The sequence below is a fragment of the Deminuibacter soli genome (assembly GCF_003412455.1).
Taxonomy (GTDB): domain Bacteria; phylum Bacteroidota; class Bacteroidia; order Chitinophagales; family Chitinophagaceae; genus Deminuibacter; species Deminuibacter soli.
The window spans coordinates 395,893-408,715 of the sequence record NZ_QTJU01000004.1 but is presented as its reverse complement, the minus strand read 5'-3'; the positions used below and the strand labels follow the sequence as shown (position 1 = coordinate 408,715).

9 protein-coding genes are annotated in these 12,823 nt (G+C 48.3%); 3 read left to right on the top strand and 6 right to left on the bottom strand.

Features of this window, described 5'->3' with window-relative positions; genetic code table 11:
- Positions 1-36: 36 nt before the first annotated feature.
- From DXN05_RS14110 to DXN05_RS14095, 4 genes are all read right to left on the bottom strand, one after another.
- Positions 37-1,650: a RagB/SusD family nutrient uptake outer membrane protein gene (locus DXN05_RS14110; protein ID WP_116847903.1), complete on the bottom strand. Its 1,614-nt coding sequence runs from the start codon at positions 1,648-1,650 to the stop codon at positions 37-39.
- Positions 1,651-1,656: 6 nt separating this feature from the next.
- Positions 1,657-4,671 (bottom strand): SusC/RagA family TonB-linked outer membrane protein, encoded by a 3,015-nt coding sequence (locus DXN05_RS14105; RefSeq protein WP_116847902.1) that lies wholly within the window; start codon positions 4,669-4,671, stop codon positions 1,657-1,659.
- A 108-nt stretch (positions 4,672-4,779) separates the two neighbouring features.
- Complete coding sequence (locus DXN05_RS14100) at positions 4,780-5,820, bottom strand: FecR family protein (RefSeq protein ID WP_116847901.1); 1,041 nt, start codon at positions 5,818-5,820, stop codon at positions 4,780-4,782.
- 70 nt (positions 5,821-5,890) lie between these two features.
- A complete protein-coding gene (locus DXN05_RS14095; protein ID WP_158559250.1) occupies positions 5,891-6,442 on the bottom strand; it encodes an RNA polymerase sigma-70 factor in 552 nt (183 codons plus the stop codon).
- A 233-nt stretch (positions 6,443-6,675) separates the two neighbouring features.
- Here DXN05_RS14095 and DXN05_RS14090 point away from each other — a divergent pair, with 233 nt between their 5' ends.
- Complete coding sequence (locus DXN05_RS14090; RefSeq protein WP_116847899.1) at positions 6,676-7,974, top strand: Na+/H+ antiporter; 1,299 nt, start codon at positions 6,676-6,678, stop codon at positions 7,972-7,974.
- 3 nt (positions 7,975-7,977) lie between these two features.
- Here DXN05_RS14090 and DXN05_RS14085 read toward each other — a convergent pair whose 3' ends face one another.
- On the bottom strand, positions 7,978-8,733 hold the full coding sequence (locus DXN05_RS14085) for a hypothetical protein (RefSeq protein WP_116847898.1): 756 nt from the start codon (positions 8,731-8,733) through the stop codon (positions 7,978-7,980).
- 107 nt (positions 8,734-8,840) lie between these two features.
- Here DXN05_RS14085 and DXN05_RS14080 point away from each other — a divergent pair, with 107 nt between their 5' ends.
- Together DXN05_RS14080 and DXN05_RS14075 are read left to right on the top strand one after the other, a co-directional pair.
- Positions 8,841-10,679, top strand: a complete 1,839-nt coding sequence (locus tag DXN05_RS14080; RefSeq protein WP_116847897.1) for an ABC transporter ATP-binding protein — start codon at positions 8,841-8,843, stop codon at positions 10,677-10,679.
- An 11-nt stretch (positions 10,680-10,690) separates the two neighbouring features.
- On the top strand, positions 10,691-11,809 hold the full coding sequence (locus tag DXN05_RS14075; RefSeq protein ID WP_116847896.1) for a glycosyltransferase family 2 protein: 1,119 nt from the start codon (positions 10,691-10,693) through the stop codon (positions 11,807-11,809).
- Here DXN05_RS14075 and DXN05_RS14070 read toward each other — a convergent pair.
- Positions 11,806-12,600, bottom strand: a complete 795-nt coding sequence (locus DXN05_RS14070) for a glycosyltransferase family 2 protein (RefSeq protein WP_116847895.1) — start codon at positions 12,598-12,600, stop codon at positions 11,806-11,808. The genes DXN05_RS14075 and DXN05_RS14070 overlap by 4 nt on opposite strands.
- Between the last annotated feature and the right edge of the window lie 223 nt (positions 12,601-12,823).

Below are 12,823 nucleotides of genomic sequence, written 5' to 3'. Positions count from 1 at the left end.
ATGCGGGCAGATTGCAGCCATACAGCCTGCCTGCGGTTATTGGTAATTGGGGTTCTGCACCATTTTAGGGTTTGCATCAATCACCGGCTGCGGTATCGGGAACACTGAACGGTAGTCACCATTCGGTTTATGCGATAACCAGCTTTTACCGGTGAAAGTGCCAAACCGTATCATATCGCGCCTGCGGTAACCTTCCCATGCAAACTCCCAGCCCAGCTCATCATACAAACCGCCAAATTCAACGGGTGTTACATTGCCTTTATCGGTTACCTGGTAGTGCTCTACATATCCCCAGCTGTAGCGGGAATCGCGCAGCAGGTCGGCCGGGGTTACCGCAGCCCTGGACAATTCTGTTTTAAAATTGCGGGTACGCACCTGTGTTACCAGCGCAGCAGCTTCGCCGCTGTTACCGGTACGCAGCAGGCACTCCGCCTTCATCAGCAGCACCTGCGCATAGCGAAAAAACGGGAAGTCGTTGCTGAGGTCGCGTTTGGCGCCCATCTTTACTTCAAACTTGTTCATCCGGTATCCATCTGCTTCGCCGGTGTACAAACCATCGGGCATGCTGTTGGCAAACACAAGCGGCTTGCCCGATAAATCATACGAACCCAATAAAGGCGTAACACCATCTGCTGCAAACTGCGGCCCCATCAGCCAGGTATCTGCAAGCCTGCCATCTGCGGTATCGTAGGTATTGATAAACTGCGGGATGCCTTTGGATGAACCTGCGCCATACGGCGTAGTTTGCAAATCGTATTTTGCACGCAATGCCGCATGCCAGGAGTACATGTACACATAAAAATTGGTACCCAGTATTTCATCAAAGGGAATGGCGAAAATGATTTCAGGAGAGCCACTGTTGTCGGTTACAAAATTGTCCCTGAAATTGGGGGCCAGGCTATACCCGCCGCCATTAATAATATCGTTGCACTGTGTTAAACAATCATTCCAGTGTTCTTCACCTGTATACACTTTCGCATTGAGGTACACATTTGCCAGCAGCGCCTTCGCAGCCCATTTATTAAAACGGCCGTAATACAAAGTGCCTTTTTCTTCGCTCAGCAAGGGCAGTGCATTGTTGATTTCAGCAACAATAAAATTGTATACTTCTTTGCGGGTTACCTTGGAAGGCAACTCCTTGCTGGTAGTGGTATCCAGCGGGGCGTCACCAAAATTGTCGCAGATAAGCCAGTAATAAAATGCCCGTGCCACACGCATTTCAGCGAGCGCTGCGTTCTTGTTAACATCAGCAGGCACAGGCACTTTACCGGTACTTAACAACTCAATAATCAGGTTAGCATTCAGGATGCCTGCAAATGGTTTGCTCCAGGTATTGGTGATCTGGCTTTGATCAGCATTCCAGATATGCAGGTGCATGCGTTTGTAAATGCCGCCATCATCCCAGCCGGATGCATTGGCGGGCATTACAATTTCATCTGTGGTGGCTTCCTGCGCCATGTAATAATCCTGCTCGCCCCACATGCTGCGCAGGTTGGCATACACTTTACCGATCAGCGGATAATAATCCTTATCGGTATACTGGTAGTTTTCCTGTGTTACCGCTGAATACGATTGCTCGTCCAGCGTTTTTTTACAGGCTGTAAAGGTTGCAACGGCTAAAAGAATATATATGGTGGTTAACTTTTTCATATGGTGTTATTGAAAGCTGATGTTAGCGCCTAAGGTGAATGTCCTGGTAGATGGATAACGGTTGCGGTCGTCTACACCGGGTGCAAGTCCGCTGATGCTTACCTCGGGATCAATGCCTTTGTACCCTGTAATGGTAAACAGGTTGGAGCCCGATACATACAACCGCAATCCCCTGATGTGTTCACTGTGCAGATCGAAATGATAGCCCAGTGTAATGTTGTCGATTTTCCAGTAATCACCCTTTTGAACAAAATAGCTCACGTACTGCAGCTCCTGGTCATCGGCCAGCGGGCGTTTGCCGTATACATTGTTATACGCACTGGTAAGCAGGTTGCCGCGTGTAAGCATTACCGGCACACCATAAAACATCTGCGCCATGTTAAGGATGCTGAAACCGAAGGCGCCGCGCATGGTCACATTCAGGTCAAAGTTTTTGCAGGTAATGGTATTGTTCCAGTTCAGGTATTGTTTGGGCAGGCCATTGCCGAGAATGGTTTTATCATTGGGTTGCTGTTGTGCAATGGGCTTGGGTTTGCCATCCTGCCCCTGTATTATCCAGTGGCCATTGTCATCGATGTCTACCGATTTATATCCCCAGAAATTGCCTACCGGCTGCCCTATCTGCACCCTGTGGGTAATGGTTTGAATGGGTTCACCGGTTGCACCCTGGTCAAAATAACCGGCCTTCACCGAAAACTTGTCATTGGATAAAGACACTACCTTGTTGCTGTTGGTTGAATAGTTCACTGATGTAAACCAGCTGAAATGTTTGCCCTGCACCGGCACACCGTTCAATGTTACTTCAATACCCTTGTTCTGCATGGTGGCCGCATTGGCCGTAATGGTCGGGAACAGGTACGGCGGGGTGGGCACGTTGTAATCGAGTATCAGGTCATCAACAGTGCGTTTGTACACATCTACCGAACCGGTCAGCCGGTCTTTCCATAAACCGAAATCAAGTCCCAGGTTGCCTTCTTTCTTTTTCTCCCAGCGCAGATCAGGATTGGGATTTTTCGAGGGACTGATGACCTGTATCCATTCGCCGTTGATATAAGCGAATGAGTTAAAATCAATCGTGTTAAGCGACTTGTACGGACCGGATGGTTCGGTGCCGGTGATGCCATATCCTGCACGTATTTTCAGCGAACTCAGGAAATTGACATTGCGCATAAAATTTTCTTTCTGGATGTTCCAGCCCACAGATACTGCGGGAAAATTGCCATACTTGTGGTTGGCGCCAAAACGCGAAGAACCTTCCCGGCGTATGCTTGCAGACAACAGGTAACGCTCTTTGAAATTGTAATTCAGCCGCAGGAAATAACTGAGCAGGGTTGACTTCTCTGCATAACTGTATTCTACTGCTTCTCCCCTTGACAAAGCCTTGCCTGCACCCATATTGTTGTAGGTAAAAAAATCAGAAGGAAAATCCCAGTTCTGCATGTAATAATTTTCAGAGTACTGTTTGCGCCAGCTATAGCCGGCAAGACCTGTTAAGTTATGTGCACCCCAGCTGCCGCTGTATTGTGCGGTGGCTTCTACCAGGTCGTCGGTGCTGCGCGTGGTGCCGCGGGATGCATAGCCATTTTTACCATCGCGCACAGTAGAAATATGTTGCTTGGTTTCGTAGTAGCCGCGTGTACTGTGCTGTTCATCGTGTGAGCCCAGCAGTTTAAACGTAAGCCCGTTAACCGGCAAAAAGCTCAGTGAACCAAAGGTTCTGAAATCGGTGTATTTGTTTTCACCCTTTGTTTCTTCGAGCAGGGACACCGGGTTTACATAGTCCGTTTTGTCTGTATGTTGCGTCCAGGTTCCATCGGGCGCTTTCACGGGATCGGTAGGGTTGTATGTTACGGCATTGCGATAAATATCGCCACGGTAGCTGCCGCCATCGGCACCGGCAAAATAGCTTTGCTGGTAACCGCTTACATTGCCATTGAATTTCAGCTTACCGTTAAACATATTGTGGTTTATTTCAAAACGCGGGTAAAAGAATTTGTTGTCTGTTTTTTTAATGATCCCATTCAGGCTGCGGTATTCAAAACTGGCAATGTAATTCGTGTTCTTATTGCCTGCCTTCAGGTTAATGCTGTACACCTGCGATACCGGTGTTTGTGTAATCTCATCCAGCCAGTTGGTATTGGCGCCATAATCCATGGCACCGGGCTTTTGCTGTGCTACCAGCTGCCGGTAAGCGTTTGCGCTAAACACATCCAGCTTGCGGGCAATGCTTTGTATGGTGGCATAACTGTTCAGTTCTACAGTGGGCGGCAGCTCACCATTTACTTTTTTGGTGGTGATAAGTATAACCCCGTTGGTACCGCGCGTGCCGTAAATAGCCGCAGCAGAACCATCTTTCAGCACATCAATGCGGTCAATATCTTCCGGGGCCACAGTAGTTAAACTGCCGGGAATGCCATCAACCAGTATCAGCGGGTTGGCGCCTGCATTACTGATAGAATTCAGCCCGCGCAGCAAAATCTGTGAAGTACCGGTAGGGTTGGCATCTGGCGTAATAATATTTAAACCCGCCACCTTGCCGCGTATCAGCTGCGATGCATCATTCACCGATCCTTTTACAAAATCCTTTGCTTTTACGGACGATACGGCACTGGTGAGTTCTTCTTTCCGCTGCGTGCCGTAACCCACTACCACTACCTCGCTCAGGGCTCTTTCTTTCTGTTGCAGTTTTACCACGAGTGATGCAGTGGCACCTGGTTTTAATTCATACCCGCTAAGGGTTTGTGTTTCGTACCCCACCAGTGAAAGGGTAAACACATAATTGCCCGAAGGCAGCTGGCTGAAACTGAATACCCCGTCGGGTTTGCTTTCAGCGGTTGCAGAAAAGGCAGTGTCTGCTTTTTTCGCCGTAACACTAACACCAGGCAAGGCGCGTCCCTGTTCATCACGCACCATGCCTTTTACATCGGTATGTGCATTTTGTGCAGTGAGTGAAAAGGGAAACAATAAAAACAGGACAAGCCATTTCGTTAAAGCATTTTTCATACGTTGTAGTGCGCTCATAGCGTTTTAGATTAGGTAATAAGCAGTGCAGGCGTGAGGTTGAGACGCATTTATTTCCTGCAGCCACGCGAAAGGGAACACACGCGGATACAGGAATAAACACCGGGCTCAGGGATGCTTACGCACCAGGTAGCGGCCATCCTGCCTGCTTACGGTTAAACCATTGAGCAACGCTATATCATGGATAATTTTATCGATGTCGTCCGACTTCCTGAAACTGCCGAAGAAATTGGTGTTCGCCAGCTCTGCCGGATCGTAGCTGATGACTACGCCATAATATGCACTCAGCTGGTTGAGCACCTGCGGCAGCGGCTGGCCGTGAAATGCGTACCAGTCGGGTTGTGAAACGGGCTGTTGTTGCTGGATACCGGGCGTGGTAACGGTGTCGCGCAGTTGCGGGGTTTTACCCGTTGCACCGGCATTGTTCACACTGGCAGTCATTGACTTTTTATCATAGGTCAGCACTTCGCCGGGTTGCAGATAAACGGCATGCGCCAGGTGTGTTCCTGTTACAACAATTTTCCCGGTAAGTAGTTGAATGGTAATCAATTTACTTTCCGGGAAAGCCGCAATGGAAAACGCTGTGCCCAGCACTGTGGTTACCAGGTTGCCTGCATGCACGCTGAAAGGCTTATCAGCATTGGATATTACGTTGAACAAAGCTTTACCCGTTAGCTGAACAGTGCGTGTATTACCGGTGAAATTTTTCTCAAAACTAATGATGCTGTTGGGTGCCAGTTCTACCATCGACCCGTCGGGCATGGTAAAACGCTGTGGCTTGTCGCTGCTGTTTTGCAGGGCGGCCATCCCCGGCTGCTGTTGTGTTACGGGTTTTACGGCCACAGGTGCAGGTGCTTTCTGCTGCCATAGCAACAGTATGCCCATGGCGGCCAGTAAGACGGCTGCTGCTGCCATGCGCAGCCATTTCATGGTATGTACTTTTTTGGGAAAAACCTGCAACTGTACCTTGTTCCAGATTTGCTGCGATACTGCAGGATGCAGCCGCACCTTGTCTGCTGCCGCTTCGCTTTCGGGCAGCAGCCGGTCCAGCGCACCGGCATCTTCGCGCAGCAGGGCTTCTACCTCGTGCGCTTCGGCAACAGTACATTGCTGCAATAAATAACGGCTTACCAGTTCCTGCGAAAGCATGCAAACAGATTTTTATACAGGTAATACGTTTGCAAATGATGTACCCCTTGCCCGCCCCCTGATTTTTTTCTCAGTACAGCCAGAAAGCGGCCCCCAGTACAATAAGTGCGGGCAGGTACTTGCGTAAATCTTTCAAAGCCAGTGTAATATGCCCCTCCACGGTTTTTACGGAAATAGAAAGCCGCCCGGCAATTTCCTGGTGGCTAAGCCCCTGCAGCCTGCTTAAAATAAACACCTGTTTGCGCACCGGCGGCATTTGCTCAATAGCAGCCAGCAACGATGCCTGTATTTCCTTACCGGCCAGCTGTTGCCATACATCATTGGCCGCTGTAGCCTGCGCAGGCTGCTGCTGCACCAGGTTGCGGCTGTTGTATTGTTTGCGCAACAGATCGATCATGGTGGTGCGGGCAATGCGGAAAATCTGTGTAAACAATTGCTGTTCAGCCGTGAGCGCGGCCCTGTATTGCCACAGTTTTACAAAAGTGAGCTGGGTAGCCTCTTCGGCAATGTACGCGGACTGGGTTTTCTGCCACACATAAAAATATACCCGTTCATGGTATTGATGATACACTTCTTCAAAAACAACCTGGTCGCCTTGTTGTAATGCATTGATAATATCCACCTTCAACAAATTAAAATGCAGCAATAAAATAGGAAAACAACACAGGAGCTGTGCGGTGGCGGTGATGGGTACATAAGCTGGCAATTTAAAAGGCAATCGCAATAAGTGATAACCCTAAAGTTAACAGAAAAATCCAGTGCTTGTTGAATAAATTATGAATCCGTATCCTGGTTATATTTACAACAGCATACGCACACAAAACTGCTTTTCAACAAACGCCAAACCAGCTACTGATGGAGAATTACAGCATTATTATTTTTCTGTTGATCGTGATGATTGCATTATCTGCCGTTGCCGATAAAATAAAGATCCCCTATCCTGTATTGCTCATCATCGCCGGCATTGGCATTGGTTTTATCCCCGCTTTGCCCAACATACAGTTAAACCCCGAAGTGGTTTTTCTGATGTTTCTGCCGCCGCTGTTGTATGATGCTGCTTTTAATATATCGTACCGGGAATTTAAAATGAACATTAATACTATTGGCACGCTGGCCATATCCCTCGTGTTTGTTACCACCGTAGGCATTGCTGCTGCAGCGCATTTTATGATACCGGGCATCAGCTGGCCATTGGGTTTTGTGCTGGGCGCCATTTTATCGGCTACAGATGCGGTTGCTGCCATCAGCATTACCAAGGGATTGGGCATTTCGCACAAAACCAGCACCATACTGGAAGGCGAAAGCCTGGTAAACGATGCTTCGGCATTGATTGCCTACCGCTTTTCAGTAGCTGCTGTAACCGGTGCTGTATTTGTATTCTGGAAGGCTTCCCTGCAGTTTTTACTGGTTATTTCCGGCGGACTTTTGACAGGCATGATCATGGGCCGCATACTGGCCTTTATTCTAAAACATGTACACCGCAACGGCGTTGTTACCATCAGCTTTATGATGGTGGTGCCGTTTGTTACTTACCTGGTGGCAGAAGAACTGCATGTATCGGGCGTTATAGCCGTGGTGTTCCTGGGGCTGGCCATTGCACGTTTTAGCAGGAAGCTGTTCCCCGAAAACCTGAAACAACAATCACGCACCTTCTGGGAGATCATTATTTTTTTACTGAATGGATTCATCTTTATTCTGATCGGCATCGAGTTTCCCTATGTGGCGCACAACATCAGCAAAAGCCAGTTGCTGCCCTATATTGGTTATGCTTTTGTAATTACCGTGGTAGCCCTGGTATTGCGCATGGCAAGGGTATTTTTACAGAAGCGCAACCTGCAGCGTGCATTCAGTTCCCAAAAACGCAAAATAAGCGAACATGCATTGCTCGACTGGCAGAGCAGCCTGGTGATCAGCTGGTCGGGCATGCGCGGCATTGTATCACTGGCCATTGCCATTGGCTTGCCGGTTACCTTGCAGGACGGTACGCCCTTTCCGCAGCGCGATGCCATCATCTTTATTTCTGTTGCTGTAGTATTGTTTACGCTATTAGGCCAGGGCTTAACGCTGCCCTGGCTGGTGCGGGCATTGAAGATAAACCAACCGGAAAATACAAACGCGGTACAACAAAGCGACAGCAGTACGCAAACGCAATAAACTTCAGCGTTTACCCCAATACACATCCATCTTCCGGCGAAAGCGCTGCCATTTACCGGCAGGAAAATTCTCATGCACATAAACGGCTTCCTTGCTGGTAATGCGAAACAATTGATGGTTGCGCATAAAACTATCCACGCGTTTTTCAAACAGCTCACCACCATACGCAGGGTAACGCACAGAGAGCGCATGCGTTTCATTGTAAACAGGTGCACGAAACACCGCTGTCTTTATAAGATAACACTGGTCAGAAAAACCATACCCCAGGTAAAAATGTTCCAGCTCATCAAATGATTCTTCTTTGGCCTGTGTGAAATTGAAGTCCCACGTGGGGTTCGCCACCACCACCTCTTCCCTGCTGTTAAACACGGCAAGGGCCTGCTGTATCCAGTCTGTTGGCTTTTTAGCCGGGAATGAATCGCTCGAAAAATGCAGCAGGTAAGGCGTGTTGCAGAGATAGATGCCGGCAAGCTCTGCAATGGAATAGTAATAACCACCGTTGAAGGAGGCAGGATCTATCTTAAAGAAATCAAGCGCTTCATTTGCGTAATCGGCTACAATATAAAAGCCATCAATCACGCCGGCCCGCACCTGTTTCCTGGCATAATAACTCACTTTGTCAACATCTGCCACGTTATTGATCAGCACCCTGCGTTGCGCAAAAGCTGTATTGCACCTGGCAATCATGGTGCGGAGATAATTTCCCTGCAGGATCATTTCCCAATCGTTTTCATAACACTTGGTTTCAAAACTGAGCATGGCATTGGCTTTGCAGGTGATGTTTCAACGCGGCAACACCGCAGTAAACAGGGCTTTTACAGGGTTATCCGGTTTTAATTTATTAAATTAGATCATTTAGTGAGACCATGAAAATATACTTCCGCTTATTGTCCTATGCCAGGCCCATAGAGAAATACGCCATACCTTATCTTATTTTCACCATTTTAGCGGTTGTGTTCAGTACGCTCAACCTGGCCTTGCTGGTGCCCCTGCTAACCACCCTGTTCGGGCAAAGCGCCAACCATGAAATACCGGCCAGACCGGAACATTTCTTCGATATTATCAAAGCCCTCAACTACTACTCCTACCAGGCCAACAAACAATACGGCGTAACCAAAACATTGCAACTGGTTTGCCTGGTGATTGTGCTCTCCGTTTTCCTGAGTAATATATTCCGGTATTTTGCAGAACGCACCATGGAAAACCTGCGCATACACACGCTGCTAAACCTGCGCAAAGCCGTATTCAGCAATGTGATGGATTTACACATCGGCTATTTCAACAATGAAAGAAAAGGCGATATCATTTCTAAAATAGCCTCCGATGTACAGGTGGTGCAATACTCTGTGACCGGTACCCTGCAGGTATTTTTTAAAGAACCGCTTACATTGCTCACGTATCTTGTTACCCTGTTTGCCATCTCGTACAAGCTTACACTGATGTCGGTGCTGGTGATTCCTGTTTCTGCTTTTATTATTTCGCGCATTGTAAAAAAGCTGAAACACCAGGCAGCTGCTTCGCATATTTCTTACGGCATTATGATCAGCTATCTTGATGAAGCACTCGCGGGCATTAAGATCATCAAATCGTTTAACGCCACCGGCTTTATCAAAAACAGGTTTAACCAGGAAAACATCCGTTATTCCAATATCATCCGCTCCATGGCCAAACGGCAGCAGATGGCTTCTCCTGTATCGGAGTTTATGGGCGTACTGATGGTAGCTACTATTGTGCTGTATGGCGGCTCACTGGTTACCTCCGGCAAAAGCGAAATGACGGCAGCGAGTTTTATTGCCTATATCGCCTTGTTCTCACAAATTATGCGACCGGCCAAAGCCATATCCGATTCATTCAGCAACATACATTCCGGCCTGGCAGCAGGCGAACGCGTGTTATCACTGATTGATGAACAACCACAGCTTACCGATACGGCAGATGCAGTGACCATCAGCGCGTTTAACCAGGAGCTTAGCTTTAACGATGTATCGTTTGCCTACCATACCATACCGGTACTGCAACATATTTCGTTTACCATACCCAAGAGCAAATCCGTTGCGCTGGTTGGCCCTTCGGGCGGCGGCAAGTCTACCATCATGGATATGATACCAAGATTTATTCACCCGGTATCAGGTACCATCAGCATCGACGGACAAAATATACAACACCTCACCGCCGATTCACTGCGTTCACTGATGGGCATTGTAAACCAGGATTCCATTTTATTTAACGATACCATTTACAACAATATTGCTTTTGGCAAACCGGATGCACGCATGGAAGATGTGGAAGCTGCTGCAAGAATTGCCAATGCGCATGACTTCATTACTGCCACACCCAAAGGCTACCAAACCAATATCGGCGATAAGGGCGTTAAACTATCCGGCGGCCAGCGGCAGCGCATCTGTATTGCCCGTGCCGTGTTAAGCAACCCGCCCATTATGCTGCTGGATGAAGCCACTTCTGCACTGGATACCGAATCGGAAAAACTGGTGCAGGAAGCCCTGAACAACCTCATGAAACACCGTACCTCGCTGGTAATTGCCCACCGCCTCAGCACCATCCAGAATGCAGACAACATACTGGTACTGGAAAATGGCCGTATTGTTGAGCAGGGCACGCACCTGGAATTGCTGGAGCAAAACGGGCTGTACCGCAAGCTCATCGATATGCAAACCTTTACCTCTACCACCCTGCAAACCACGTAGCGAAACGCACCATGGCAGCAACCAGTATCGACATCATTATTCCCTCCTACCGCCTGGAAGCACAATACCTGCTGCCCCTGCTGCAATTGCAACGGCCTGCCGCAACTATTATTCACTACTATGTAATAGCCGATAACCCTGCCGTTGTTGTGGCGCCTGCCATTCAGCAACTGGTAAACAATGATGATATAAAGCTGTTGATAAACGAGCATAACCTGGGCGCAGCCGTCTCGCGCAACAAGGGTATTGACAGCGGACAGGCAGACTGGATCCTGTTCCTCGATGATGACATTATTGTTCCACCCAACCTGCTGGAAACCTATGCTGCTGCCATTCAGCAATACCCGGATGCAACCGGCTTTATCGGCCTTGTAAACCTGCCGCCTGCGCAGGATGCATTTACCCGGGCCATTCAGGTAAGCGGATCGATGGATATATTCAGCATCGCACAACGCAAGCCGGCCTATGCCTGGGGCGCTACTGCCAACTTTTTAATCAGCCGCAATGCCATCAGCGATATCCGTTTTTCTCATGCCTACCCCAAAGCGGGCGGTGGTGAAGACGTAGACTTTTTCCTGAAGGTGCGGGCACATAACCAGTATAAAGACTACCAATCACTACCCGCTGCCGCAGTGTTACATCCGTGGTGGAACCAGGGCCGCGTTAATTACAAACGCCCGTTCCGCTATGGCATTGGCAACAGCTACCTGGCAGCATTAAACCCTGCCTACACCTATTACGACTGGCTGAACACACCTGAAACATTGCTGCTCACGATGGTTGCAATAATCATTGCCGGACTATTACAACCAACTGCATTGCCATTGTTCGCCTGCCTGCTCGCGGGCATTGTAGTAATAGAATGTATTGCCACCACAGTGCAGGCCATCAAACGCAGGGCACCGCTGCAGCCTGCCGTGTATGTTTATTTACTGTTGCTGCGTTTAAGTTATGAAACCGGTGTATTATGGGGTAACCTGGCAAGGGGCAGAATAAAAGGCTTTGGCGAACGCTTCAATGATAACTGCCGCATGAATAAACTAAAATTCTACAGAACCAGCAGTTACCGCATTACCAAGTGGGTATTATACTTATTGCTGACCTGGTGGCTGTTTACAAAGTTTCGTTAAACCTGCAGGTAACCATTGGCGCAGGTTACAATGCGGTGGTGAATGGTTTGTACATACCGCTTCTTGTTTTTATTAAACGCAGCTTTTGAATTGCATTCATGGTGTAGGTGGTAACAAATAGCTGCCAGCTTCAGCCGCTTCTTCAATATACCGCCATGAATCAGTCGCGCCGCAAACTCATTGTCTTCAAGGCCCCAACCCCTGAACAGGTTATTGTAACCATTCACAGCCAGGAAATCTTTGCGCCAGAATGCGAGGTTACAGGCCTTGGTATTGGCTGGGCTAAGAGCATTTGTTTTAATTAAAAAGGAGAACAAAGGTGCGCGTATGGCATTAAACCGGTTATGGATACCGGCAGATAAAAAATGCAGCCGGGCATGCTGGTTGTGCAGCAGCCGCTTCGTAATATCTTCACTCAGTATAGCACGGGAGCCCTGTACAAAATAGCCGGGCTGCGCCTGCTTCAGGTGATCTTCAATAAACTTCGGGTGCAGGATAATGTCACCATCTATCTCAATGATGTAATCGGCCCGCGCCAGTTTTACGGCTTTATTCAATATTACGCTTTTACGAAAGCCTTTATCCTCATGCCACGCATGCTGCACGGGAAACCGGAAAATATTGCGGTAACGGTCAACCAGGTACCTGGTTTCTTCGCCCGAACCATCATCTGCAATCAGTAACTCATCGGGCAAGCGTGTTTGCTTTAATATACTCAGGAATATTCGCTCCAGTGCCTGCGGCCAATTGTATGTTGAAACTAAAACACCTACGGAGATCACTTGCTGCATACCCTACATTTTGGTTAGAAATGATTAACGCCAGGAGTTGCGGGTTGAAAAAAACAGCGCGGGGAGCCTTGTTTAAATAAGGCAGGCAATATATTACACGTTATAAGGGAAGGGCTATAAAAGCAGGCAAAAGAAGCTGCATAGCCATGCTGGAGAATTACTTACAAATGTGCATTAATCCGGACTTAAGAAACAATCCTGCTTCAAGTTAGCCATTTCACTT

Bases quoted from the DNA above. Each gene is read 5' to 3' on its own strand.
- DXN05_RS14110 (WP_116847903.1), bottom strand. From the start codon at position 1,650: ATGAAAAAGTTAACCACCATATATATTCTTTTAGCCGTTGCAACCTTT.
- DXN05_RS14105 (WP_116847902.1), bottom strand. From the start codon at position 4,671: ATGAGCGCACTACAACGTATGAAAAATGCTTTAACGAAATGGCTTGTC.
- DXN05_RS14100 (WP_116847901.1), bottom strand. From the start codon at position 5,820: ATGCTTTCGCAGGAACTGGTAAGCCGTTATTTATTGCAGCAATGTACT.
- DXN05_RS14090 (WP_116847899.1), top strand. From the start codon at position 6,676: ATGGAGAATTACAGCATTATTATTTTTCTGTTGATCGTGATGATTGCA.
- DXN05_RS14085 (WP_116847898.1), bottom strand. From the start codon at position 8,733: ATGCTCAGTTTTGAAACCAAGTGTTATGAAAACGATTGGGAAATGATC.
- DXN05_RS14080 (WP_116847897.1), top strand. From the start codon at position 8,841: ATGAAAATATACTTCCGCTTATTGTCCTATGCCAGGCCCATAGAGAAA.
- DXN05_RS14075 (WP_116847896.1), top strand. From the start codon at position 10,691: ATGGCAGCAACCAGTATCGACATCATTATTCCCTCCTACCGCCTGGAA.
- DXN05_RS14070 (WP_116847895.1), bottom strand. From the start codon at position 12,600: ATGCAGCAAGTGATCTCCGTAGGTGTTTTAGTTTCAACATACAATTGG.